25 protein-coding genes are annotated in these 24715 nt (G+C 60.3%); 9 read left to right on the top strand and 16 right to left on the bottom strand.

All coding sequences use genetic code 11. The annotated features are described in order from the left end of the window. Positions 1 to 25: 25 nt before the first annotated feature. Both ABOK31_RS21185 and ABOK31_RS21180 read left to right on the top strand, forming a co-directional pair. Positions 26 to 517 (top strand): MarR family transcriptional regulator, encoded by a 492-nt coding sequence (locus ABOK31_RS21185; RefSeq protein ID WP_349960583.1) that lies wholly within the window; start codon positions 26 to 28, stop codon positions 515 to 517. After that, positions 517 to 1200, top strand: coding sequence for a GNAT family N-acetyltransferase (locus ABOK31_RS21180; protein ID WP_349961246.1), 684 nt, complete (start codon positions 517 to 519; stop codon positions 1198 to 1200). The genes ABOK31_RS21185 and ABOK31_RS21180 overlap by 1 nt, the downstream gene beginning before the upstream one ends. 27 nt (positions 1201 to 1227) lie before the next feature. On the opposite strand, the gene ABOK31_RS21175 is transcribed toward ABOK31_RS21180, so the two are convergent. Both ABOK31_RS21175 and ABOK31_RS21170 read right to left on the bottom strand, forming a co-directional pair. After that, on the bottom strand, positions 1228 to 1854 hold the full coding sequence (locus tag ABOK31_RS21175) for a LysE family translocator (RefSeq protein WP_349960580.1): 627 nt from the start codon (positions 1852 to 1854) through the stop codon (positions 1228 to 1230). A gap of 284 nt (positions 1855 to 2138) precedes the next feature. Further along, positions 2139 to 3791: an alpha/beta-hydrolase family protein gene (locus ABOK31_RS21170; protein ID WP_349960578.1), complete on the bottom strand. Its 1653-nt coding sequence runs from the start codon at positions 3789 to 3791 to the stop codon at positions 2139 to 2141. Positions 3792 to 4003: 212 nt separating this feature from the next. Between ABOK31_RS21170 and greA the strand changes: the two genes are divergently transcribed. Further along, complete coding sequence (greA, locus tag ABOK31_RS21165) at positions 4004 to 4486, top strand: transcription elongation factor GreA (protein ID WP_174181301.1); 483 nt, start codon at positions 4004 to 4006, stop codon at positions 4484 to 4486. Between the two features lie 48 nt (positions 4487 to 4534). Here the strand turns inward: greA and ABOK31_RS21160 are convergent, their stop codons facing one another. Further along, positions 4535 to 5554: a substrate-binding domain-containing protein gene (locus ABOK31_RS21160; protein WP_349960575.1), complete on the bottom strand. Its 1020-nt coding sequence runs from the start codon at positions 5552 to 5554 to the stop codon at positions 4535 to 4537. A gap of 108 nt (positions 5555 to 5662) precedes the next feature. On the opposite strand from ABOK31_RS21160, the gene ABOK31_RS21155 reads away from it, so the two are divergent. Beyond that, positions 5663 to 6856 carry a phytanoyl-CoA dioxygenase family protein gene (locus tag ABOK31_RS21155; RefSeq protein ID WP_349960573.1) on the top strand — a complete coding sequence of 398 codons (1194 nt, stop codon included), beginning with the start codon at positions 5663 to 5665 and terminating at the stop codon, positions 6854 to 6856. A 7-nt stretch (positions 6857 to 6863) separates the two neighbouring features. Then, positions 6864 to 7673 (top strand): SDR family oxidoreductase, encoded by an 810-nt coding sequence (locus ABOK31_RS21150; RefSeq protein ID WP_349960571.1) that lies wholly within the window; start codon positions 6864 to 6866, stop codon positions 7671 to 7673. A gap of 96 nt (positions 7674 to 7769) precedes the next feature. Here ABOK31_RS21150 and ABOK31_RS21145 read toward each other — a convergent pair whose 3' ends face one another. The 11 genes from ABOK31_RS21145 to ABOK31_RS21095 form a co-directional block, all read right to left on the bottom strand. Next, positions 7770 to 8924 carry an alpha-D-ribose 1-methylphosphonate 5-triphosphate diphosphatase gene (locus ABOK31_RS21145; RefSeq protein WP_349960569.1) on the bottom strand — a complete coding sequence of 385 codons (1155 nt, stop codon included), beginning with the start codon at positions 8922 to 8924 and terminating at the stop codon, positions 7770 to 7772. After that, positions 8911 to 9657 (bottom strand): ATP-binding cassette domain-containing protein, encoded by a 747-nt coding sequence (locus tag ABOK31_RS21140; protein ID WP_349960568.1) that lies wholly within the window; start codon positions 9655 to 9657, stop codon positions 8911 to 8913. The genes ABOK31_RS21145 and ABOK31_RS21140 overlap by 14 nt, the downstream gene beginning before the upstream one ends. Positions 9658 to 9671: 14 nt before the next feature. Beyond that, positions 9672 to 10499: an ATP-binding cassette domain-containing protein gene (locus tag ABOK31_RS21135; protein WP_349960565.1), complete on the bottom strand. Its 828-nt coding sequence runs from the start codon at positions 10497 to 10499 to the stop codon at positions 9672 to 9674. Beyond that, the gene (locus ABOK31_RS21130) at positions 10499 to 11410 is read right to left on the bottom strand and encodes an alpha-D-ribose 1-methylphosphonate 5-phosphate C-P-lyase PhnJ (RefSeq protein ID WP_349960562.1); all 912 of its coding nucleotides are present in this window, start codon (positions 11408 to 11410) and stop codon (positions 10499 to 10501) included. Before ABOK31_RS21130 ends, ABOK31_RS21135 begins: the two co-directional genes overlap by 1 nt. Continuing rightward, positions 11407 to 12501 (bottom strand): carbon-phosphorus lyase complex subunit PhnI, encoded by a 1095-nt coding sequence (locus ABOK31_RS21125; protein ID WP_349960559.1) that lies wholly within the window; start codon positions 12499 to 12501, stop codon positions 11407 to 11409. Before ABOK31_RS21125 ends, ABOK31_RS21130 begins: the two co-directional genes overlap by 4 nt. Continuing rightward, a complete protein-coding gene (gene phnH / locus ABOK31_RS21120) occupies positions 12501 to 13046 on the bottom strand; it encodes a phosphonate C-P lyase system protein PhnH (protein WP_349960556.1) in 546 nt (181 codons plus the stop codon). Before phnH ends, ABOK31_RS21125 begins: the two co-directional genes overlap by 1 nt. Positions 13047 to 13048: 2 nt before the next feature. Next, a complete protein-coding gene (locus tag ABOK31_RS21115; protein ID WP_350019294.1) occupies positions 13049 to 13507 on the bottom strand; it encodes a phosphonate C-P lyase system protein PhnG in 459 nt (152 codons plus the stop codon). A 143-nt stretch (positions 13508 to 13650) separates the two neighbouring features. Beyond that, positions 13651 to 14451: a PfkB family carbohydrate kinase gene (locus ABOK31_RS21110; RefSeq protein WP_349960551.1), complete on the bottom strand. Its 801-nt coding sequence runs from the start codon at positions 14449 to 14451 to the stop codon at positions 13651 to 13653. A gap of 7 nt (positions 14452 to 14458) precedes the next feature. Further along, entirely contained in the window at positions 14459 to 15298 is an 840-nt protein-coding gene (locus tag ABOK31_RS21105; RefSeq protein WP_349960548.1) for a carbohydrate ABC transporter permease, read from the bottom strand. After that, positions 15295 to 16179, bottom strand: coding sequence for a sugar ABC transporter permease (locus tag ABOK31_RS21100; protein WP_349960545.1), 885 nt, complete (start codon positions 16177 to 16179; stop codon positions 15295 to 15297). Before ABOK31_RS21100 ends, ABOK31_RS21105 begins: the two co-directional genes overlap by 4 nt. A gap of 10 nt (positions 16180 to 16189) precedes the next feature. Beyond that, on the bottom strand, positions 16190 to 17437 hold the full coding sequence (locus ABOK31_RS21095; protein WP_349960542.1) for an extracellular solute-binding protein: 1248 nt from the start codon (positions 17435 to 17437) through the stop codon (positions 16190 to 16192). A 222-nt stretch (positions 17438 to 17659) separates the two neighbouring features. Between ABOK31_RS21095 and phnF the strand changes: the two genes are divergently transcribed. The 3 genes from phnF (at position 17660) to ABOK31_RS21080 (ending at position 20638) form a co-directional block, all read left to right on the top strand. Next, positions 17660 to 18418: a phosphonate metabolism transcriptional regulator PhnF gene (gene phnF, locus ABOK31_RS21090; RefSeq protein ID WP_349960539.1), complete on the top strand. Its 759-nt coding sequence runs from the start codon at positions 17660 to 17662 to the stop codon at positions 18416 to 18418. 101 nt (positions 18419 to 18519) lie between these two features. Then, positions 18520 to 19341, top strand: a complete 822-nt coding sequence (locus ABOK31_RS21085; RefSeq protein WP_349961244.1) for a methyltransferase domain-containing protein — start codon at positions 18520 to 18522, stop codon at positions 19339 to 19341. A 130-nt stretch (positions 19342 to 19471) separates the two neighbouring features. Beyond that, complete coding sequence (locus ABOK31_RS21080) at positions 19472 to 20638, top strand: acyltransferase (protein WP_349960536.1); 1167 nt, start codon at positions 19472 to 19474, stop codon at positions 20636 to 20638. Between the two features lie 5 nt (positions 20639 to 20643). On the opposite strand, the gene ABOK31_RS21075 is transcribed toward ABOK31_RS21080, so the two are convergent. Beyond that, positions 20644 to 22593: an FUSC family protein gene (locus tag ABOK31_RS21075; protein ID WP_349960533.1), complete on the bottom strand. Its 1950-nt coding sequence runs from the start codon at positions 22591 to 22593 to the stop codon at positions 20644 to 20646. A 165-nt stretch (positions 22594 to 22758) separates the two neighbouring features. Here ABOK31_RS21075 and ABOK31_RS21070 point away from each other — a divergent pair, with 165 nt between their 5' ends. Beyond that, entirely contained in the window at positions 22759 to 23661 is a 903-nt protein-coding gene (locus tag ABOK31_RS21070; RefSeq protein WP_349960530.1) for a LysR family transcriptional regulator, read from the top strand. Positions 23662 to 23668: 7 nt separating this feature from the next. Here the strand turns inward: ABOK31_RS21070 and ABOK31_RS21065 are convergent, their stop codons facing one another. Further along, the gene (locus tag ABOK31_RS21065; RefSeq protein WP_349960527.1) at positions 23669 to 24595 is read right to left on the bottom strand and encodes a cation transporter; all 927 of its coding nucleotides are present in this window, start codon (positions 24593 to 24595) and stop codon (positions 23669 to 23671) included. Positions 24596 to 24715 lie beyond the last annotated feature (120 nt).

Here is a 24715-nt window from a genome sequence, read left to right as displayed (position 1 = left end):
ATAATTTGAGAATGAGGGGTTCAATTTGACTGAGGATATTGTGAGGGCGATGGGTTTCCTCTGTCTCGGCAGCCGATTTCGCCGTATCGGCGAGCGTCTGCAGGCCGATACGCAGCAGATCATGGAGGAGTTGGACGTCTCTTTGCAGTCTGCCCAGTATCCGTTTCTCGCGGCCATCGATCGCGCTGGTCCGCTGACGATCGGCGAACTTGCCCAGGCTGTCGGTATCACCCAGCCGGGCGCGACGCGCACCGTCTCACAGCTTCTGGAGTTGGGCTATGTCGACATGCAGGCCTCGACCGAAGACCAGCGTCGCCGTCTGATCTCGCTGACTTCCAAGGGACAGGAACTTATTGATTATTCGAAAAAATCCGTCTGGCCGCGCATAGAGCAGGCGGTTCGCGAGCTCTGCGGCGACCTTTCCGGGCCGATATTGCAACAGCTGGCCGCAATCGAGGATGGGTTAGCCCAAGCTCCGCTCAAGCGACGCGGCAACCTCGGCAAGGAGCAGCAATGATGAGCCACATTCTCGACCGCCCGATCTGGAGTGCCCTTGAAACCGCCCACGCCTCACTGGCTGAGGGTGGCCCGCTTGCACGCCGCTATCCGCCTTCCATCGTGCCCTTTGCGGCGTCTGCGGACAATTCGGTCGAAAGTCTCGAAGCCCTGGCAAAGCTGCCTTCGGGAGATGAAGTCATGGCGATCGTCGAAGCCGAACCAATCATCGTTCCCAAGGGGTTGGTGACCCTTTCCGATGCCAGGCTCGTGCAAATGATGGCGGAGCGCCCTTCCGATCGTATCTCGGATCGCCGGATCGAGCCGCTGACGGAGGCCGATGCCGCCGATATGCTGGCGCTTGCCACACTCACCAAGCCTGGCCCCTTCACGCTGCGCGCGCAGAGCCTCGGCTCCTTCTGGGGTGTGAAAATCGAGGGGCGCCTCGTTGCCATGGCAGGCCAGCGCATGCGCCAGACGGGGTTTGCCGAGCTTAGCGGCCTCTGCACTCATCCTGATTTTCAGGGGCGCGGCCTCGGCGGCTTGCTCTTCCGTTTCGTGGCGGGTGAGATCGCGGCTCGGGGCGAAAGAGCTTATCTGCATGCCTACATCACGAACGCGCCGGCCGTTGCGCTCTATGAAGCGATGGGCTTTCGCATCCGCTCCGAGATGAATCTCTGCGTCGTCAAACGGCCGCCGGTTTGATTTTCCCTTTGTCGCCGTAAAGGCGGGTCACTGCTGCTGTAATGCAAGCCTCAGGCCCAATGCCATATAGATCGTGCCGATGACCTTTCCCTGCCATCGGCCGATTGTGCGATTGCGGCGCAGCCAGCCTCCGATCGAGCCTGCACCGACCGCCAGAAGCGAGGTCACGCCGATGCTGAGGGTCACGAAGATGGCTCCCAGAAGCGCGAATTGCGCAATGACGGATCCGCTTTCCGGATGGATGAACTGCGGCAGGAAGGCCAGGTAGAAAAGCGCCGTCTTCGGGTTGAGGATCTCGGTGAAGAAACCCTGTCGGAACGCCCGCATCGGGGTGATAGCCTGCGCAGTCGGCAGATCGATGCTGCCGCTTTTCTCGACAAAAGCTTTGAAACCCAGATAGATCAGATAGATGACGCCGGCATATTTGACGATCTCGAAGGCCAGCGCGGATGTGGCCAGCAATGCCGACAATCCGAAGGTCGCCATCATCGTATGGAAAAGATCGCCGGCGGCGATTCCGGCGCCGGTTGCCAGTCCTACGCGCTTGCCGCCGCTGACCGCTCTGGCGAGTGTGAGCAACGTCGCAGGCCCTGGAATGACCATCAGGCCAAGCACCACCAATATATAAGTCGTCAAAACACCGAGGCTGACCATCGATCTCTCTGAAGTTGGGTGCCGCTGCAAAGTTCCCGCAACATGGAAACTTTGTATCCGCCGTTGTTCACTGGCTTGAAGATTAATCGATTTAGAGATCGTTGCAATAATCATGTTGGGTTCCGGCCGGCAGCTTGCCGAGGTGCGACGAACGGTCACCGACGATCAATAATCCGCGATCCGGTCATCCGTCGGAGCTGAAGACTGCCCATGTCTCACTTGCGGAATTTCCAGGCGCGGCGTGATCGCAGCCGTGCCGTCGCCCATGTCCGCCTGTTCAGGCACTAGTTCGCCATCCCGAAGCGGGCGGCGAAGAGCGATTTCAGGCGCGTGAGATCCTCCGGGGAGATTTGCGCATCGGTCAGCGATACCCAGCAATCGATATAGTGCTGCGGCGCATAGATGTGCCCGTAGCCGATCGGCGATGTCGTTGCTATCATCATATCGAAGAGCAGCTGGAGCATGGTGACGACCGGTATCCAGGTGAATTCAGGCGAGACATCAGGCCCGCGAGGCGCTTTCATCCAATCCGGCTCGCGAAAGGCGGAAGCGGCATCGAAGAACACCACCGGGTCGCTCGCATATTGCAGATAGATCACCCGGAGCGGCCCCCAGGGAGCGGCGAACTGGTCCGGCGCGTGCTCCTGGTTTGCAAAGCGGATCACGGAACCATCGCGAAATCTCGGCAGCCATTCCGGCGTGCCGGGGCTTCGCGCCGCAGTTGCTGCTTTCCATCTGGTGCTGCGGAAGGGAGGGCCGCTCCAGAGTGCGCCGTTCACCGGATCGCCGATAATATTGTAGATATCCAAGGATAGCTGCGAGTTCATCGCGCCAAGACTCAAGCCATGCAGATAGAGTTTTGGCCGCTTGTCTCGCGGCAGTTTCGACCAGTAGTCGTAGACAGTGTCGAATAGGTCGACTGCGGCTTCCTCGCCCTGTTCTGGCTCGAACAGCAGCGACATCCAACTGGTCAGATAGGAATATTGCACAGCGACGCTGGCAACATCGCCATGCTGCAGATATTCGAGCGTGTCCATAGCGGCCGGGTCTATCCAGCCCGTTCCGGTCGGCACGATCACGACCAGCATGGAGCGATCGAAGGCGCCTTGCCGGATCATCTCCTTTAAAGCAAGGGCTGCGCGCTCCTTGCTGGTTTCGGCATTGTTCAAGCCGACATAGATGCGCAGCGGTTGCTTTGCCGGTGCATTCCAGAAGCCTGAGATGTTGCCGGCGCCGGGGCCGGACGTCACGAAATACCGGCCTTGGCGCCCCAGTCCTTGCCATGCGACCAGGGAGGCGGAGCTGCCGGTCTTCATGTCTGCCTGCGGCATGGGCTGGTCGTCTTCGATCAGCGCGTCCGCCTGCTTGAATGAAGCATCGGCGGCGTCGAGTGCGAGCCGCAGCAATATGCCCTGACCGATCGACCAGAACAATGCGACGGCAAGCAAAGCGCCGATCACCTTTGAAAGCCGGCTCGGCACCACGCGCGCCAGCCATTGCGAAAACAGCAGGCTCGCGATGCGAAAAAGGCGCCCGACAATGAGCGCGATGAGAAAGGTCACTGCTGCCACGGCCGCAAGCCAATAGGGGTCGGCGGTAGCGATCGGCGGCATCTTCCACAAAATGCGGATCGAATTCTGCCAGAACGTTGCATGCCAAAGCGCTGCCAGACAAAGAAGCAGGCAGGCAATGCCGATCAACCAGCGCGCCAGTCTTGGTGACCGCTTGGGAACCGGCAGCTGCAAATAGATCCAGAGCCAGGTCAGCGCCGTGCCTATCATGTAGCCGACCCCGGCGCTGATACCGGAAAGCATGCCCTGCACGAGATAGGAGCGGGGCATCAGGCTGGGAGTGAGCGAGGCCGCGAAAAAGATCAGGCCCAGAACCATGCCGAGGAGAGAGAGGGAGCGAAACATCTCCTGGTCCAGACGGCGCATGGCGACCCTTCATCGTAGCTTTGGCACGGGCCAGAATTGCCCGCAGGACGTGTTGCAGCTTCGTGCAATGCTACGCAATGGCGTTCGGAATGCCAAGAAGGCCTCGGGGAACATATTTGTGGGGTTGCGATGATCGGCCCCTTTGCATTTCTCCCGGCTTGTCATCTGGTCTATAGTGTACGGCTGATTGCCGATAGGAATGGAGTTTGAAATTGAGCACTGCGTTCATGAAGGAAGAAAGCGCTGAAACGGCCGCGGAAACCGTGCTGCCCGACCGGCCGATTTCTCCGCATCCGAACCGTGTGACCGAGGCGGGCCTGAAGGCCCTGGAACTGCAGCTTCAGGACGCACGCAAAGCCTACGAAGCAGCGAGCGCAATCGAGGACATCAACGAACGCCGGCGGCAGACGGCAATTCCATTGCGCGATGCACGCTATTTCGCGGAAAGGGTCCGCACCGCCGACGTCATGCCGGCGCCGGCCTCGTTTGAGGTCGTCGCTTTTGGAAGCACGGTGACTTACAGCCGCGAGGATGGCCGCGTGCAGAAATATCGTATCGTCGGAGAGGACGAGGCCGACCCCAAGGAGGGATCGATTTCCTACGTCTCACCCGTTGCAAGATTGCTGATGGGAAAGACGGTTGGCGATGTCTTGATCCTTGGCAAGGAAGAGCTGGAGATCACGGCGATCGAATAGCCGGTTTCCGGCGCGCCTTCTCTTTCTGGGCACGCCTGCAATTTTCGATCAATGCGGCAGTTCGAAAGGCGTTGCGATAGCAACCCGCGACGGCGCCACCTGAAAATCGGCCGGCAGCATCCGGTGATAGGCGAGCATGAGCTGACAGGCGCTGCGGGCGTCATGACGCAGATCGTGGTGAATGACGAAGGTGATGTCGCCGGCCGCGAGCAGCCTGATATTGTCCTGGTCAAGATCATGCGCCGCAAAGACTACGCACTCGCGCCGGGCTTCGGCAAAGGCTTTCAATATGGCGCGATTGCCACCGCCGGCCGAATAAACGGCGCGGATATCCGGCTCACGCTCAAGGGCATCGCGGACAAGCAGTTCCGTCGTGCGGTCGACACCGTAGCCCTCCGAAATTCGGACGGCCGAAAGATGGGGGAAGCGTTCCGCAAGAACATCGCGAAATCCGCGCTCACGTTCGTCTTCGCCGGCAAAGAGGCTGCTCGACAGCGTCACCAGCACCTTGCCAGCCCGCTCCCCGACCATGCGGCCGAGCAGATAGGCGGCCGTCGCTCCCGCCACGCGGTTATCCATCCCGACATAGCCGATGCGGGAACTTATCGGCAGATCGGTCACCAGCGTAACCACGGGGATTTTTGTCGCTATGAGCTGCGCGGCAAAATCAGCAATGGCCGGCGTGGAGGCGGCTTTGAGCACGACGCCATGGCTGCCGCGCCGGCGTATGGCGCGCAGGATGGATAAAAGCTCAGCCTCGCTCATTGTCTCGGCCACATGAAATCGTGCCGAGAATGACGCTGGTCGCATGCCGGGCAATTCGGCTTCAAAGGCTTCGCGGACGGCGGCGGAGAAGCGTTGCGGCGTATCCATGACGACATCGATCACAAGGCGTCGGCCGGCCAAGCCTGATTGCACATATTGCCGCTCCAGTTCGGCAATCGCGGCCGCGACGCGCGCGCGGGTCACAGCGCGAACGCCGTCGCGCTCATGCATCACCCGATCGACGGTCGCGAGACTGAGACCGGCTTGCAGGGCAATGTCCTTCAGCGGAAAGCGCGATTTCAAGACTGCTCTTTCTGAGGTGTTTTTGAGGGGTTTTATATCTTCCTCATAAATCCCACCGAGACTAGGATCAATCCCATAAGTCCAATATCACTTTGGGAGGAGATCACCATGGACACTCAGACTCTCGCCAGCCGGCGCAGCCAGAAGGTTTGGCTTTCGGCCGATTGCGGCAATTTCGACACCTTCAAGTCATTGATCGAAAAGACCGCCAATCCGGGTGATTGGCCCTTGGCGGCAGGCATCGAGAAAAACATCCTCATCTATGATGGCAACAAGGTTCGCGCCGCCGCCGAAAATGAAGAGGATCGCCGCGCGCTGATGGCGGAGTGGGTCGAGGCCTTTACGTCAGGTCCTGGTATTATCGTCATCAAGAACGCCATGCCGGATACGGCAGTTGTCGATCGCGCAACCAGCGTGTTTGAAGCCATCGTCTGCGAGGAAAAGGAAAAGGGCAAGGGTGCCGGCGATCACTTTGCCAAGCCCGGCGCCAATGACCGCATCTGGAATGCGCTCGAGAAACACTGCCTGGCGGATCCGGAGAATTTTGCTAGCTATTATGCCTCGACCGCCGTCGCCCTGGTGTCGGAAGCCTGGCTCGGTGTCGGCTATCAGATGACCGCGCAGATGAACCGGGTTAATCCAGGCGGCACCGCGCAGAAGCCGCATCGCGATTATCACCTCGGCTTCATGTCGCCGCAGCAGATGCAGGCCTATCCCGGCCATATCCATGCCGTGTCGCCGCTGCTGACGCTGCAGGGTGCGGTCGCGCATTGCGATATGCCGCTCGAAAGCGGGCCGACGCTGTTCCAGCCCTATTCGCAGACCTTCTTCGAAGGCTATATCGCCTTCGGTCGGCCGGAGTTCCAAGCCTATTTCGCCGAGCATCATGTGCAATTGGCGCTGAAGAAGGGCGACGCCGTCTTCTTCAATCCGGCGGTCATGCACGGCGCCGGCAACAATGTCTCGAAAGACATCTACCGCATGGCGAACCTCTTGCAGGTGTCGTCAGCCTTTGGGCGGGCGATGGAGAGCGTCAACCGCAGCCGCATGTCGATCACGGTCTATCCGGCTCTTGTCGCGGCCCTCGATACCGGCACGATAAGTCGCGCGGAGGCCGCCAATGTCATCGCGTCGTCGGCAGAGGGCTATGCCTTTCCGACCAATCTCGATAGCGATCCGCCGGTCGGGGGCCTTGCGCCCAAAACTCAAGCCCGGATCATGGCCGAGGCGATCGATGCTGGAATAGATGCGGCGCGGTTTGCCGAGCTCATTGCCGCCCATGCCGCACGCAGGGAGGCATGAGAATCCGATGAGCCGACTGGATGGAAAATTTGCCGTCGTCACCGGCGGCACGCAGGGGCTGGGCGCGGAAGTCGCCCGGCTCTTTGCCGAACGTGGCGCTGCCGGCCTGACGATCTGCGGCCGCAGCACCGCCAAGGGCGAGGCCAAGGCGCGGGAGATTGGTGATCGCTATGGAATCCCGGTCGCCTTCGTCAGCGCCGATCTCGGTGAGGTCGAGGACTGCCGCAAGGTCATCGCGACAGCGGCCGAAAAGTTCGGCCGCATCGATGCGCTCGTCAACGTCGCTGCCATCACCGATCGCGGCACCATTCTCGATACCGAGCCGGATCTGTTCGACCGGATGTTCGCCGTCAATGTACGTGCCCCGTTCTTCCTGATGCAGGACGCGATCAAGAACATGATCGCTAATGGCATCGAGGGCACCATCGTCAACATCTCCTCGATGTCGGCAATGGCCGGTCAGCCTTTCATCAGTGCCTATTGTTCTTCCAAGGGCGCTCTCGACACGCTGACCCGGAATACGGCCTTTTCACTGCTTAGAAACCGGATCAGGGTCAACGCTCTCAATATCGGCTGGATGTCGAGCGACGGCGAAGATCGTATTCAACGCGAATATCATGGAGCCGCGGAAGATTGGCTGGCAAAGGCAGCGGCAGAGCAGCCGTTCGGTCGGCTGGTCGATCCGGCCGAAGTCGCGCGGGCGGTCACGTTCCTGTCGTCCGAAGAGTCCGGCCTGATGACCGGCGCCACGATCAATTTCGATCAGTCGATCTGGGGCGCTTACGAGGGTTCGCCGCATCCGCAGAAGGCCATGTGAGCCATGGAGATTGGCGGGAGGGAAGTTCGTTCCCACCCGCCGGCCGAACAACTCTGCTGACCGGCGCGGTGCGCCAGCCGGCCCTGCGTCGGTGGCTTAAAAGCTCTTGATCGTGCCGTCGGACCAAACCATTTTGCCGCCGCGGATCGTGCTGCGCACGCGCGGCACCCGGCCGCGTTCTGCGATCACGAGATCGGCGCGTAGCCCCTCGGCGATGCGGCCGCGGTCGGTGAGGCCAAGTGCCTTTGCCGGGTTGGCGCTTGCCAATGCAGCCGAGGCGGGAAGGCCGCCCTTGCCGATTTCCGCAAGCGCAACTACTGCAGGCAGAATGGCCGATGGGTGATAGTCACTCGCGAGAATATCCAGCACACCCGCCTCATAGGCCTCGCGTGCGGAAAGATTGCCGGAATAGGAAAGGCCGCGCAGCGCATTCGGAGCGCCCATGGCCGTTGCCAATCCCAGCCGCCTCGCTTCGGTCGCCGTTGCGATGTTGATTGGAAACTCGCTGATCGCAGCGCCGAGGCTGTGCAGAAGCGCCGCCTTCTCGACGGTGTCGTCGTCATGGGAGGCCAGCACAACGCCGTGCTCGCGCGCCAATTCCGACAGGCCGTTGATGATGTCCATGCTGTCGCCGTGTTCACCGCGGGCAGCCATGCGCTGTTTGACCATCTCGGCCGCCTGGGTCTCGCTGATCTTCTTGGCCTTCGCCGTGTTGGCGATGTGCAATTCGATATCGCGATATTGCCCCTGGCCCGGCGTGTGATCCATAAGCGAAATCAGATGGAGCGCACCGGCGTCAATCAGGGTCTTCGCTTCTTTCAACGCAGGCAGAAAGGTCACTTCGAAGCGGCCGTGGACACGGTGGTCGATCAAAAGCTCTTCCCGCATCGACGCGAGCTTTTCGATCATCGCATGGGTATGCTCGATCGAGCGGACATGGCCATAGGTGGCGGGCGTGAAGGCAACCGCCGCATAGGCTGTCGTCACGCCATTGGCGGCAAGCATCTTGTCGAGGTCGTAGACGCCGAGTTCGAGCGGCATGCGAACATTGACGCGGGGCTCGACGCATTTCTCGATCATGTCGCCGTGCATGTCGACGAAACCGGGCAGCAGAAACCGGCCGTGGCCATCAACTTCCGCCCCTTCGACTGGTCGCTCGCTGATATCTGCGATCAACCCATTCTCAATTCTGATGGCTCCGCGCTCGATCACGCGGTCCTGCAATACAATTTCAAAATTACTCAGCCACATCGTCCTGCTCGTCCTCGATCTTGATGGCTTCCAGATGCAATTCCCGGTCGATCAATGCCTTTACATCGTCCGGATGATGAAAAACACCGATCATCGCAACGCCGGACGTCTTGAGCTGCGCCAGTCGCTCGACGAGTGCCCGGCGGGCCGAATAGTCGAGCGAAGCCGTCGGTTCATCAAGCAGCAAAAGGCGCTGCGGCAGGATGAGCGCGCGGGCCAGATTGACCTTCTGCTGCTCGCCGCCGGAGAAAGTCGAAGGGTAGGCCGACCAGAGCTGTTTCTTCACGCCGAAGGCATCGAGCCAGCGCCGCGCTTCGGCGAGAGCTTCGGCATGCGACGTCCCCGCAAGCCTCAGCGGTTCGGCCACGATCTCTTCGGCCGCGACGCGCGGACGGGCGTTGAGGAACTGGGTGACGAAGCCGATTTCCCGGCGGCGCAGTACGGCGATGTCGACGTCGGCTGCTGTCGCCAGATCGATGACACCTTCCTGCGTGTGATAATAGATGTGGCCCGCGCGTGGCAGGTAAGAGCGGTAGAGCGTGCGCAGCAGGGTGGACTTGCCCGCGCCGTTCTCGCCCTTGAGCAGGATGAATTCGCCTGCATTCAGGTCGAACTCGATATTCTCGAAGGCAAACAGCGTGCGCTTGAGGTGGTGCATCTCGAATTGCTTCGCAAGGCCCTGCACGCGCAAAACCGGAGCCGCGTTCGGCCGGGCGGAAACCTGAATATTCATCTCTCTTGTTTCCCTCAAAGCTTGGCGTGAACGAGCTGCTGCGTGTAGGCATGCTGCGGGTCCTGGAAGATCTGGTCGGCGAGACCCTGTTCCACGACCTTGCCGCGACGCATGACCATAACCCGGTCTGCCATCGTGCGGATGACGCCGAGATCGTGCGAAACCAGAACCATCGTGATGGAACGCTCGCGCTGCAGCCGCTTCAGCGTGTCGAGCACCAGCGCCTGAACGCTGACGTCGAGACCCGTGGTCGGCTCGTCGAGCAGCAGGACGGCGGGCTCGAGCGCGATTGCCTTGGCAAGCTGCACCCGCTGCTGCATGCCGCCGGAAAGCTCGTTCGGCCGGGCGTCCATGCGCTCGATCGGAAATTCCGAGGCATCGAGAGACTGGCGCGCGCGTTCGCGCAGCTCGGCGAAATTGCGATTGCCGGCAATCAGCAAGCGTTCGGCGACGTTGCCGCTGCTGGTGTGGTTCATCAGCAGGCCGAGATGCGGGTTCTGGTAGACGATGCCGATATGATGCGCGCGCAGCATGCGCCGCTCGAAGCGGTCGAGCGTGAAGAGGTTGCGGCCCTCGTGCCCGGGAAGCGCAAGACTATAAGTGCCGGTATCCGGCGTATCCTCGAGGTTCATCATGCGAAGGAGCGTCGACTTGCCCGAACCGGATTCGCCGACAATACCAAGGACTTCGCCCGGATAGACCGTCACATCGACGCCACCGAGAGCGGTGACGTCGCCGTAGTTGCGTGCAATGCCGCGCATGGTCAGGATCGGCTCTGCCATCATCAGCCGCGGTGGCTGGCGGGTCAGCTCTGCCGTTTGGGTGGGAGCACGCACGGCCATCAGTCCATCCTTCCGTTATTGTACCAGGTCTCGCCGATGTCGACTGCCTCTGCGTCCGCCTTGCGGATGTGCTTGACGCCGAAATGGCTGTCAGACAGTTCGTATCGTGAGGAGCCATCCTCCTGCGGCAGCTCATTCATGAAGAAACCGGTGACGTTGCTGCGGTAGCAGGTCTTGTCCTGATGATCCTCGACGCGGTAGGGCACATCGTCGAACACGAGCGGTTCGACGCGGGTATAAGGCGGTACGGCGAAGATGCGCTTCTCGCGGCCGGCCGACAGGATCGTCAGGTGATCGGCCTGATTGAGCTTTGGCACATCCCAGCGCGGAATGGGCGACGGTGTCATGACATGCCGCCCGTTGACCATGCTCGGATAGCTCGATCCCTGCATGATCCGTCCCGATTTGACGAGCTGTTCGTAGAGCACGAGCCACAGCTGCCCATAATCGGCATCGCCATGCATTTCACGCGCGACGGACATATCTGGCTGCACCGGGCGGAGCGGCTCGGGGTTCGGAACCTGCAGCACCAGGACCTGGTCCTCTCGCAGTTTTTCCTCCGGAATGCGGTGGCGCGATTGGATGATGGTTGCCGCCATCGTGTCTTCCGTCTCAACAGCACCGCCGACGCGAGCAACGAATTTGCGGATGCTGCTGGCATTGACGGAATCATCCGATCCCTGGTCGATGACTTTGACGACGGACGTGGGCTTGAGCAACGTCAGTGTCACTTGCAAACCGCCTGTTCCCCAGCCGCGCGCAATCGGCACTTCTCGGCTCGCATAGGGCACCTGATAGCCGGGAACGGCGATTGCCTTCAAAATGCGGCGGCGCATTTCGCGCTTGGCGGATTCATCGAGAAAGCCGTAGTTGAAGGCCATCCAGGGCTTGGTCAAATCCTGAAGTTTCATAGCGCGACTTCCTCCTGTTGCGGGACAAGCTGTTCGGCAACGGCCGGCTTTGCTGCGGCAGTGTCCTTGTCCGTCTTGACGCGGCGCAGCGCATCGAGGGTCGATTGGAACGTCACGTAATGCGGAAGCTTGAAGTGGATGCAGAAGCCGGAGCTTTCGACGGGCTCGGTGTGATAAAGAACGAACTCTTCATTGGCGGCGGGATGCGGATCGGGCTGGCTGGAGGCAAGATCGAGCGTTGCAGCCGCGATCACCTTCACCTCGTTCCAGCCGAAGGTCGCCGAAAAGCCCAATTGCAATTCTTTTGCCTTGGAAATGACCTCCGTCTGGCTGATGCGGACGCGACCCGCGCTGAAGATCGTTCCGGAGGGATGGCGCAGGCGAACCGGAGCATGGGCCAAACGCAGCTCGTTGACGGTCGGATGCACGGCGCTATAGCCGCGCATCGTTGCATAGCCGAGTGCCAGCGTGCCACCGGTATCGGCGCGGGCCAAGCTCTGGAGCTTGTGGGCGCGTGCCGCCGGAAAGAGCAGCGGTTCACGCGTGAGATCGGGGATTTCCTCAGGCGGCACCGCCTCAATCGGATGATCCGGAATGAGCCCCTGTGCTTTCTGCCAGCTGGTCAGCGATGGTTGCGTCGCCGGCGCCGGCTCGGCAGCCGGGATGACCGGTTCGGGCACATAATCTTCGCCCTGGAGCACCTCGACCTGGAGCAGGCGGTGGGAGTAATCCAGTGTCGGCCCCAGTATCTGGCCGCCGGGAATATCCTTGAAGGCGGCCGAAATGCGTCGAACCGTCAGAAGATCCGGTTGGTCAACAGATTCGGCAACGGCGATGCGCGGCTGCGTCGTGCGATAGGCGCGCAGCAGCAGGATTGCCTCGTAGAGATCGCCGCCGGCCTGGGCGAGCGCCAGGGCGGCGAGATCCGGCTCGTAAAGCGATGCTTCCCCCATCAGCCGGTCGATGAGATAGGGAAGGCCGGTGCGAACGGCTTCGACACGCTCGTGCGTGATCGGGCCGAGATCGGCACGGAAAAGCCGTTCGGCTTGGTCGATGGCGTATTCGCCACCACGGGTTGCTACATAGGCCATCAGAGCACCTCGATTTTCGTGGAACGGGGGATGCCAAGCAGGCGCTTGCCGTCAACCAGATAGAGATCCCAGCCGAGCGGATAGCGGATTGCCTTGGCACGCATCTGCCAGAAGGCGGGATCGATGCCTTCGACAGAGATCGCCACGCTGTCCTTGATGCCGGGGCCGGTGAGGCGCAGTTGCTGCCCGGAACCAAAGTGCGCGGGAGCAAACAGGGTCGCCGCGTCATCCGGATAAAGCAGGCTGCCGATGCGCAATCTCGACAGGGCTTCGACACTCTCGGCGGAGCCGATGGCCGCAAAGACATAATCCGCATCGGCAAGCGGCATCCGCCGTGCCCCGGTTGCGGCCATTTTCAGATCCAGGGATGGATCATCTGCCACATGGAAGCTGCATTCGCGGTCAAGCAGGCTTTCGGCGAGCGGCCAGAAGCCTTCGACAGGCAGTTCACGCAGCTCTCCGGGGCGGCTTAGCGCCCACATGAGTTCCTCGAACGTGGCGTTGGTGCGGGTGTCGTCCAGGGTAGGCAGGAGATTGTGTGCCATGGTCAGAATGTCTCCATCTGTACGCGGGTGGCTTCGACTTTTTGCAGCAACTGCCGGTCTTCTTCCTCCTGATGGCGCCGTTCGCTGTTCAGGAGCTCAAGGATTAGCTCGGCCTGATGGCGGGCGGCGATCGCTGCATCGATAACAGCCATTCCCATGGCATGTTCAAGATCCCGGCCGACGATTGCGCCATAGCCTTCAACGCTGCGGTCCGGCACGCGGATATGTGCTTCGGACACCAGAACTTCGCCGAGATGGAATGCGGTGCCGCGAACGGTATCGACGAGCGGCAGTATGGCAAGGCCGGTGCGGTTCACGAGCACGTCCACCTCGCCGAGCGTGTCGAGCACCTTCTCGGCCACCGCCTTGATGTTTGCCGGCCGGCCGGCGGCAAGAATTTCAAGCGCCTGCGCATGGGTATAGGATGCGCTGACCGGATTGCCAGTCTTCTCCTCAGTCATCATCTTTTCCTCGGGCATTTGGGGGTCGTCTAACAGCGGCGAGAGCTCGCCAGAAACATTCGAATAATTAATATAATCATCCGAATGAATTGTCTACGACGTTTTGTCTTCCAAAGTGAGATTCCTGAGGCGGTGCGAGACCTTTAGTCGCCGCGCCGGCGTAGCCAATCCGCTGTTATCCGGCTGGCGTCCTGCGCGGCTGCGGCTGGCGCCTTTCCTTCCAGCAAGGCAAAAAGGAAAGAGCCTGCAAAGCGATCGCCGGCGCCGATCGTGTTTGTCGTATCGATCCGGTCCGCCGGTGCGACCTCGACGGTCTGCGAGCCGTCAAACAGCGTGATCGGGCGCGTGCCGTCGGTGAGCACGAGCATCTTCAGGCGCGAACCAGCGATCTGGCCGGCGCGTTGCCAGGCAAGAGCGAGGTCGTCCGGAACATCGTCGCGCGAGGAAATGACGTAGTCCGACGGGCGAGGCGTTGCCGGCCGCAACGGAAATTGCGTGAGGACGAGCGGCTGTGCGCCGATTTGTTCGACGAGGCTTTCGTCGAGGGCGAGTGCATTGATGTAGACGCCGGCTCCTGACACCTTGCCAGCGGCCGTCAGCGGTTGCGATCGTCCGGCAGGCGCGATGATCGTCCGCTCTCCGTTCGGCTCCAGGAAGATTTCGAGCGGTGCCGTCTCCCCGGGCGCCATCGTGATGTGCGCGGTATCGAAGCCGTCCTTGGTGAGCGATTGGAGCGCCGCTTGCCCTTGTTCATCGCGCATCAGCCGCGAGACGATGGCGACATCGGCTCCCAGCTCCAGCAGCTGCCGGCCGGTGTAGAAAGCACCGCCGCCAAGCCGCGTCGTGCGGGACGAAAACTGTATCCGCCCGCCCGGAACCAGCGGGGCATCCAACTGCCAAATACGATCGTGATTGACCGATCCGATTACGATTATGCGGGGCATGCTTTGCCTATCTATCGTCAATACCTGGTGCAAGCGCGTCGACGATGAAACGCTGTGCCAGCAGGAAGATCAAGAGAACGGGGACGACAGACAACAGGCTTGTCGCCATCAGCGGCCCCCACGCCCGTTCGGCGCCTTCGAGATCGGCAAAGACGGCAATGCCTGTTGTCAGCGTCTTCTTGAAGGCGTCATCCAGCACGAGCTGGCCCCAGAGATAGATGTTCCAGGCGCCCATGAAGGAAATCACCGAAAGAGCCGCGATTGCAGGAATGACATTCGGAACTCCGATCTCGAAGAATTGCCGCCATAGGCCGCTTCCGTCCATGCGCGCTGCCTCGAATATCGAAGCGGGAAGCGAACGGAACGCCTGGCGCATATAGAAGACGTAGAAGCCGATGTACGGGATCGATGGGATGATCATCGCGCCATAGGTGTTGAACGCCTGCAGCTTCACGACCGCGATATAGGTCGGAATGATCGCCAGCACGTTCGGAAAGGACATGGTGGCGATGACGAACCAGAAGAGCGCCTGCTTTCCCTTGAACTCCAGCCGCCCAAAGGCAAAGCCCGCCGGGATCGCAAGAACAAGCTTCCCGACCGTGATGAGCGTTGCGGTCAGCATGGAATTCCACAGCCACATCCAGATCGGATGCCGGCTTGCGGCAATCGTGAAATTCGACAGCGTCGGGTTTTCGGGCCAAAGGCGCACGGCCTTGGCCATGATCATGTCATTGGGCGTGAAGGCGGCCGACACCATCCAGACGAGCGGAAATACGGTGACGATGCAGATTGTCATGAGCACGATGTGAAGCAGCAATCTGTGAAGTCTATGGCCAATGTCGCTCATCTGTAGTGCACCCGCTTCTCGCTGACGCGGAACTGCAGCCAGGTGATGGCGAGCACGAGAACGATGATGATGACGGCAACGGCGCTGGCCGGGCCGAACTGGAAGAACAGCAGGCCCTGCTGCCACAGGAAATAGAGGAGGCTCGAGCTTCTGCCGGCAGGTCCGCCATGGGTCAGCACGTCGATGACGCCGACGATGTCGTCAAGCACATGGAAGAAGGTCGTGACGCTGATGAAGAAGGCGGTCGGCGTCATCAGCGGCAGGCTGATGTCGAAGAAATGCCGCGTCGAGCCCGCACCGTCGAGCTGTGATGCCTCGCGCAATTGATGCGGCAGGTTCGCAAGTGCCGCCAGCCAAAGCAGCATATTGAGGCCGAAGGTCTTCCAGAAGGTGACGAGGCTGACGCAGAGCAGCGCAAGGTTCGGATCGGTATGCCAGCGAGAGGGCGGGAAGCCAAAATGGCCGAGCACCTCGTTGAAGAGGCCATTGACCGGATTAAAGAGCCAGGACCATGCGACGCCCGCCACCGAATAGGCGACGATCGTCGGCAGAAACAGGCTGCCGCGATAGAGCCCTTGTAGCGGATTCTTGCGCACCGAATGCAGCATGACGGCGAAGATGAGCGGAATGACGATCTCGGCCGGGATGAGCACGACGCAATAAAGCAGCGTATTCCACGCAGCCATGCGGAAATCGGGATTGTCGAAGATGGATGTGTAGTTATCGACGCCGACGAAGCGGATGTCTGCCGACAGCAGATTCCAATCGACCACCGATAGCAGCATCGAGGCGATTAACGGGCCATACAGGAATATCGCAACGGAAAGAACGGCTGGCCCCACGAAAAGGTAGGGGGCCAGCGATCGAAGACGAAATGGCATGATGCGCAGCCTATGCCGAAATCAGCCCGGCAAGCTCGTCATGAGCACCCTTTATACCGCCTGCAACCGTCGTTTCCTTGAGCAGCATCCGCGAAACCCACTTGCGCCATACGGCCTGACCTTCGAGGCCGCGCTTGCCGGGCCAGATCGTCTCTGCGGTCAGGCCATCGGAAAGCTGGGCCGCCGCCGGCTTCATGAACTCGTTGATCAGCGGAATATCGTGCTTGGAGTTGTTGAGGTAGCCGGTCTCGGACCAGAGCGCCTGGCCCTCCTTCGAAGCGCAGAATTCAAGGAAGGCAAGAGAGGCTTCGGCCTGTTCCTTGTTGCGCGTGTAGACGGCCAGGAAATTGCCGCCGCTGTTCATCTTGCGCGGATGTCCCGCAAGTCCGGGGAACTTGGTCGTGATGGCCTTTGCCGCGCCGAAGGGGAAAGTGACGGCGGAGGTCGAGCTGGTCGTGCAGATGGCAATAGCGCTGGACTGGAATGCGGCCGTCTGCTCCTTGTCGCTGACCGGCAGCCAGAGGCCTTCATGAGCCGGGGCGCAATATTCGCTCATGCCGGCGATAGCTTCGGGGCTGTTGAGCGCCAGCTTGCCATCGGGATCGATGATAAAGCCGCCGGCATTCTGAATGAAGGACTGGCTCGTCCATTCATTGTTGGAAAGCGAGAGCGGCGAGCGGTAGGTCGGGTGCTTGCCCTTGAGCGCTGCATCGAGCTTGCGCGCGGTCTCGTAGAGCCACTTCGTATCCGGCGTTTCCGGCAGCTTAGGATCGAGGCCGGCAGCCTTCCACATCTCGCTGTTGATGTAGGTGATCGGGGTCGACATCGCCCAAGGAAGGCCGATGACTGCGCCGTCGATGGTGACCAGCGGCAGGACCGATGGACGGAAATTGGCGAGGATTGCTTCGGCCTTTGCAGAATTGATTTCGCGCAGGTCGCGGGCGCCGAGCGTACGCTTGGCGAAATAGCCGAACTTCCAGCCGGTGATCATCATGGCCGGCGGACGACCGGCGGCAACGCTCGCGACGGCTTTGGCGGTCACGGCTTCATAGTCGCCGTCGAAACGGTTGGTGACGGTTATGCCGAGCTGCTTGGCGTTGAAAGCGTCGACAACCTTCTGGAAGGGCTTATCAGGTCCCCAGGTGCTTGAAATCTCGATAGCCGCATCGGCAGACCGGGCTTTGCCGGTCATCGCGATTGATGTGCCGATGACTGCGGTCGTACCCGCGATAAATTGACGACGATTAAGTCCTACCATTTTATCCTCAATATCCGAATGATTAATAAAACATTCGGATATTTACCTAACGATAGCGAGTGACACTCATATGAAGGGGAACGTGGCTAAACGCCAAAGCCCGATGGCGAAATTGACTTTGGCTGTTGTTTGTTGGATTTCCGATATCGGGCAGAGATTGAAAATCGATGCTGTAGCCGATATATGACATTCGAATGACATGGTTGAATTCGGAAGGCAGGCATGGAGAAGAAATTGCTGCACGGGCAATGGCAACAGGTCGAAAGCGATATTGCTGAAGATATCCTGACCGGTCGCCTCTCACCAAAGGCGCAGCTTCCGACGGAATCCGACCTGATGGAACGTTTCGGCGTCGGACGGCACACCATACGGCGCGCCATTTCCCGTCTCGAAAGCCGAGGGCTCGTGCTGGTAGAACAGGGGCGTGGAACCTTTGTGCGGGATAGCCGCCTTGATTATCGCTTGTCCGAACGTACGCGTTTCTCCCAGAACCTGCTCGATCAGGGCAGGGAACCCCTCGGCCAAGCCATTCATGAAGAGGTCGTTCCGGCTTCGGAATCGATTGCAGAGGCTTTGCGGCTTCCATATGGCGAGCCCGTCTATCACATCGTCCGCCGCGGTTTTGCCGACGAAGAGCCGATCAACTATTCGCATGCCTATTACCCCGTGCGCCGTTTCCCAGGCTTCGACGAGGCGCGGCGCGGCGGGCGAAGCGTGACCGTCATTCTGGCCGAGTACGGCATTCCCGACTATATCCGCCTGCGCACCGATATCATCGTCCGCCTGCCGACGAGCGAGGAGGCGAAGCAGCTCTGCCAGTCCATGTCTCAGCCGGTGGTTGCCTTGAGGAAGGTGGACGTCGATCTCAAGGGCACGCCGATTTCCTATTCGGAATCCGTCTGGCCGGGCGAGCGCGTGCAGTTCTCGATCGACAATACCAGCCAGCTTCTGGACGTGCTCGCACGCGGCGATGCGGGCTGAATGGATCGGCTTTGCGCGGCTTGCAGCTGTGCGATCTGAATGACGCCCCCGTTGCGATATGCTAATGTAGCGGCCTGTGAGGCGCGCAGGGGATCATGGCAATGTTGGAGACGGACAAGGTATTCGCCGGCTCGATTCCGGAAAATTACGACCGCCATATGGTGCCGTTGATTTTCGAGCCTTACGCAGCAGATATCGCGCAACGAGCCGCGTCCTTGCGGCCTGGCGCAGTGTTGGAAATTGCCGCAGGGACAGGCGTTGTCACTCGCGCATTGGCGCCGAAACTATCCCCCGATGCAAGCTATGTCGTCACCGACCTCAACCAGCCGATGCTCGATTACGCCGCTTCGCGGCAAGCCTCCGACAGCCGCATCACATGGCGGCAGGCTGATGCTCAGTCGCTGTCCTTCGAAAACGCGTCCTTCGATCTCGCCTTTTGCCAGTTTGGCGCCATGTTCTTTCCGGACCGCATCGCAGCCTATCGCGAGGCAAAGCGCGTTCTGAAGCCCGGCGGACATTTCCTGTTCAACGTCTGGGATCGTATCGAGGAGAACATATTCGCGGATGATGTGACGAACGCGCTTGCCAGGATTTTTCCGAACGATCCGCCGCGCTTTCTGGCGCGTACTCCGCATGGCTACCATGATGTGGATCGGATTCGCGGCGATCTCAAGAATGCGGGTTTCTCCGAAATTGTGATTGAAACGAGAGCCGAACAAAGCCAGGCATCCTCACCGCGCCTTCCGGCCGTCGCCTATTGTCAGGGAACTCTGCTTCGCAATGAAATCGAGGCCAGGGAAGCCGGAAAGCTGCAGGCTGCAACCGACTATGCAGCCGCCGCGATCGAAGCCAGGCACGGTAGCGGCGAAGTTGCTGCCAAAATTCAGGCGCATGTCATCCTAGCGACGGCTTATCCTGCCTAACGTCTGAAAGATTAACTGAAGAATAACTATAACCTAAAGCAGGGTTGCCGATTTATGCATGCGGCGACGAGTTGTTATATTGTCTTGGATACCAAATGGAGATCCTGGGCAATATTCGCTGAGCTTTCCGGTGAGGTTTTATAAGGAAATACTTGAGGGTCTGGATGCGGGTAGCGATGCCGGCAAATCAGCTCATATGCTCCTGAACCTTCAGGTACTGCGCGCGCTCGCAGCTTCCTCCGTGGTCATCGCCCACGCGTTGCATGAAACAGAGATGCTGGCTGCAGCGACAGGGCGTGCAGCGGTCGATGGTTCTGCCTGGAATCTCGGTTTCGGCGTCGACATATTCTTTGTTCTTTCCGGCTTCATCATGACCCATACGGCCGCGTCGGAGTTCGGCAAAAGCGGCGCCCCGCTGCGCTTCTTCCTGCGGCGCTGTGCACGCGTAATCCCGCTTTATTGGCTATTGACGAGCATCATGCTGCTTGGCGCGCTCGCAGCACCCTCGCTGCTCGCTGTTCCCATTGGCTCCGTATCCCATGTTCTCGCATCCTATTTCTTCATCCCATCCGGGCGTGGCGTGGGTGAGATCAGGCCGGTGCTCGCGCTTGGCTGGACGCTGAACTACGAGATGCTGTTCTATGTCTTCTTCGCACTGGCGCTCCTTTTGCCGATCAGACTGGGGATCGTCTGGCTGTCGGTGCTTATGGTGGGCATGGCGCTCGTCGGAAATCTCGTCGATCAGAGCCATGTTCAGATAGCCTTCTGGACGAGCCCGATCATTCTGGAATTCCTGTTCGGCGTCTACGTCGCCCTGATCTTCCGCAGCGGTGTAAGGATCAGCAAGGGAATTGCGTGCGGGTTCGCGATCATCGGCTTTCTCGGTTTCATACGCATCTCCACGCCCTGGAACGATGCAGCTTTACCGCAAGTCCTGCGGAGCGGTTTGCCTGCGGCGCTTCTCGTTCTTGCAGCCGCAATCGGTCCTGTCCTGCCCCAGAAGAGGACCGTCCTGTGGGGTGTCGCGCTGGGAGACGCCTCCTATAGCCTCTACCTCGCCCATCCTTTTATCCTGCGACCCATGCGAGCCATCTGGGCGAAAGTGATCGGCGGAGCTCTTCCGCTTGGCCTGTTCGTTGCCTTCTCGACGCTCGCTGCTGCCCTGCTCGCCCTGGCACTCTTCAGAGGTGTCGAGAAACCGCTTACGCGCCGCGTGCAGGGCGTCGTGTTCGGCTCGGCACGACGGAAGCGGATATCGGCGGGGGCACTCCCGACCGCCGATACCGAGAGTGCCTGACGTTTTCAGGCCGTTCGCTTCTCGCGGAGATAATCGGCATGGTTCAATGCGGCTGAGGCGATCGCGTCGAGCTGGGTCGCAGCGCGGATCAGTGTGTGGCGGGTCGAGATGTCGGGCTTGTTGATCCGGTAGGAAAGATGGCGGGCGGCTACGCGCGAGACTTCTGCGAGACGCGCGGGATCACTGCGGCCGAGTTGACGCAGCACGACATTCAGCGGTTTGGCGAGACGAGGATGTTCCCTTGCCAAATCGGACAGCGTGATCGCAGCCTCGCCGATCGTGAGCGCGGCAAGCATTCCCCTTAGGTCGTCTTCCGCCTGTTTCTCGGGAACGCCGGCGTTGGTTGCCGCCTGTCCATCCAGGCGATCGACGGCTTTGCTCAGCCAATGTTCTCTCGTCCAGCGGGCAGGCGTCTCACCGATATCCGCGAGATCGCGCCGTGTTGCGCGCTGCAGGCGCAACCTCTTTGCCTTGGGGTTGGAGGGAAAGAGCAGCGTGAAGACAAGGACGCCCGCGCCGACACCCAGCAGCAGCGCCAAGGCGCCGTTCAGGAAGGATGCGGCATCGACACGGCTAGTATTATCCGGGCTAATCAGATCGAGGAACAGGAAGGCAAAGCTTGTTGCCAGGGCGGCGGTGCGGAGATTGCGCATGGCAAGCCCCGTTGCAAACATGATGATGCCGATGACGGCGGCCAGTTCGGTAAAGTCCGACAGCATCGGCAGGATGGCGAAATTGCAGATTGCTGCTGCAATCACCGCGACGAGCCCGCCTTTGAGGAAACCCATTCCGCCGACCACCGGGTTGGGGCGGGTGGCAAACAGGGCGCAGATGACACCGAGGATGACAATGAAACTCGGACCGGACGGCCAGGCGGTTGCGATCCAGAACCACGATCCGATGACGATGGCGACGAAGGTGCGAATGCCGTTTTGAATGGCGCCGCGATGATCGACGTGGAAAGAGAGCTTGAGCCTTGAGGATGGAGCCTTCTCGTCCGAGAACAGAGCCTGGCGCGTGAGTGCGCCATGAGCGGCATCGAGCAGCCTGTCGAGATGGTCCAGGATCGGAAGCTGGGGCGGGAGCGCATGGCCGGAGCTGATGGTTGTTTCCGACAATGCGGCCCGCACATCTGCCCTCAATGCCGTCATGCGGTCCGGATCGACCAGGGATCCGGTGCCGATGGCGTCGAGCGCCAGAGCTGTTTTCTCAACGAGAGGTTCATCGAGATCCGGTCGTGCTGCGAGATGCTCGCGCAGAGACTGGGCGATCGCCATCTGGGTCAGCATTGCGACTGCGGCACCGCGTAAATGGCCAAAACGGCTGCGCACGGAATGGGAGCTTGCCGCCGCATATTCTGCGGCGACATCCAGTTCGAGCGCGCCCGTCAGCAGCCGCTGAAAACCCGAAGTGTTGGCCTGACCGCGCAATGCGCGCGCGCAGAGATCGGAAACCTGGCGGAGATATGTCGCCAAACGGTTCTGGGTCTCCTGCAGCGGCGCGCCGGGCGCGAAGACGGCGGTAAAAACTGCTTCCGTCATGATTCCGAGGCCGATGTAGATCACGCGTGCGACCGCAATATCGAAGACCTCCAGCGGCGAACTGATGGAATCGAAGGCGATGATTGCAGCCGTGTATCCGGCAAGCACGGCGCCGTAGGAGCGGAAATTGCGCAAGCCCGTGGCAAGCGCCGTGCACAATCCCAGCCATAGGGCGAGTGACAGAATGAACAGTTCCGGCGCTTGAGCGAATAGCGCAACCATCGTCACTGCGGCGACTGCTCCGATGATCGTGCCCAAAATTCGGTACTGGCCCTTCGAAAGGCTCATGCCGCGGCTCGATTGGGCGACGATCCAGACCGTCATCGGCGCCCATTTCGGATCGTCGAGATTGAGCAGGAAGGCGATATAGAGTGCGACCAGCGACGCAGCCGCCGTTCGTAGTGCAAAACCCACTGCCGACCACGTCAACCACGGCGGCAGCGCAAGCCTACGCGCCACCGGGCCGGATAGTCTTGCTGAGTTAAGAGATGCCAGGGTCATGCGCGTAGCGATAACGGTATGGACGAATAAAGATAATGGCGTAAATTCGAGACATATTATTGCTGAAAACGGTAGAATATGATCACGGACCTCGAGAGCATTCAGATTTTTCTGCGGGTCGTGGAACGCGGCAGTTTCACGGCTGCTGCGACCCAACTGCGGCTGCCTTTGACCAGCGTCAGCCGGCGCGTGAAGCAACTAGAAGACGATCTCGGTGTTCAGCTGCTGTACCGCACGACGCGGCGCGTACGGGTCACGGATGCCGGGCGCGATTATTACGAGCGCTGCATCAGGGCGGAAGAGATCCTGGAGGAGGCGGACCAGACTGCCCGGGCGGTTCGTATAGAGCCGCAGGGGATGCTGCGTGTTCTTATGCCTTATACGCTTGGCCTGAGCGTGGTGGAGCCAAGGCTGGGCGAGTTTCGGCAGCGTTATCAAAAGGTGCAACTTGCGCTGACCTACGACAACTATCCCCTCGACCTGATCGAGCATGGCTTCGATGTGGCGCTGCGGACTGGCCCGCTTTCCGATTCCGGCTATTCGGCGCACGCGCTCGGACGGTCTCGCGCCCATCTTGCCGCAAGCCCCGCCTATCTCGACAGGTTCGGTCGACCTGAACGTCCAGAGGATCTGAGAGACCATGCCATCATGATCATGGGCGCTGGGACATCTTTGGCGACGGTGCGTCTGCTTGATGAGGCCAGCAATGTGGCCGAGGTCGTCGTCAAGCCGATCCTGATGTCGAACGAGGTAACCACCATCATCCGCCAGGCCGTCGCCGGTGCAGGCATAGCGCTGATATCGCCCCAACTCGCTGCGCAGCACTTTGCGCACGGCGAGCTCGAGGCGGTTCTCCCGCAATGGCAGCGTGCCGATGATATCGAGCTCAATGCACTCTTTCCAAGACGAGCGACGTCGGATCGCAAGGTACGCAGCTTCGTCGATTTTCTCGCCGAGGTGTTCAAGGATTGGCGGGGGTAGGGGCTACTCAATCGGCCCATTCCGGATCGGTCGTAAAAGCGATCGTCAGCCAACGGTCGGGACCTTGGTCGCCGATCGCTTCGCCGATCTCGTCGCGGATATGGTCCCACTCCTCGAGCTTCTTCGCTGGCCCGTCCGGCGGAACGATGAAGTAAAGCTCGATCTGCTTGCCGCGGCCGACCCGCGCGACATACGAGCGGTAGGACAAGAAATCGTAGCGGCGAACTATGTCGGTCGCGACGCGATCGACATGTTCCCGAAGATCCGCAGGTGTCACGAGCAAGATATCGGCGAATGCCTGCTTGATCGTTCCGATCGGCATGGGAATGACGATGAGGCAGACCAGAGCCAGAGCGACCGGATCGACATAGGGCGATATCCATTGCAGGCTCGTTCCCTGAATGAAAAAGCCGAAGATGAAAGCGAGTAGCAGCGCGCCGCTCAGGCAGCCCGTCATGATCCAGGCCTTGGCGTCCAGTGCGATGAAATTGGATCTGAGCGTCTTGTTCGCGCGATTGCCATAGGCCGCCATCAGGAAGGCGATGATCATGGTCAGCACGGCGTAGGTGATGGCTTGATCGAACGAGAGATGACGGCCGCCGGCCATGATGCTGGCGATGGCGTTGATCAGGGCATAGATCGCGGCTCCCGTCAGGAGGATGCCGTTGAGGCCAAGCACCATGGGCTCGAGGTGCCAGAAGCCCATCGTGAAATGCTTGGCGAATTTGCCGGCGGGTGTCGTGTTCGTCGCCGACGATATGATCAGATTGGAAACGATCAATGCAACGATCGTCATGCTCGTATCGGTGAGCGCGTATACGCCGTCAAAGACGATCGCATAGGAGCCGGACAGAATACCGAAGACGATCCCGGCGACGGCCAGAACGAACGTCACGATGATGGAAATGCGCAGGACGCTTTGTTCGGTCGTCACTTCTTAATCCCCGGCTAGAGGCGCGGTATGCGCTTCGGATCGGCTCGCGTGATGTGCACAACTCTTAACGTGTCATGTACTCCGAGCCAATCGGGAAGGGCTATGTGGGGTGCTCTTCTC

The organism is Rhizobium sp. ZPR4, assembly GCF_040215725.1.
GTDB lineage: Bacteria > Pseudomonadota > Alphaproteobacteria > Rhizobiales > Rhizobiaceae > Rhizobium > Rhizobium rhizogenes_D.
The sequence above is the reverse complement of the archived record's forward strand: the minus strand, read 5'-3'. Positions and strand labels throughout refer to the sequence as shown.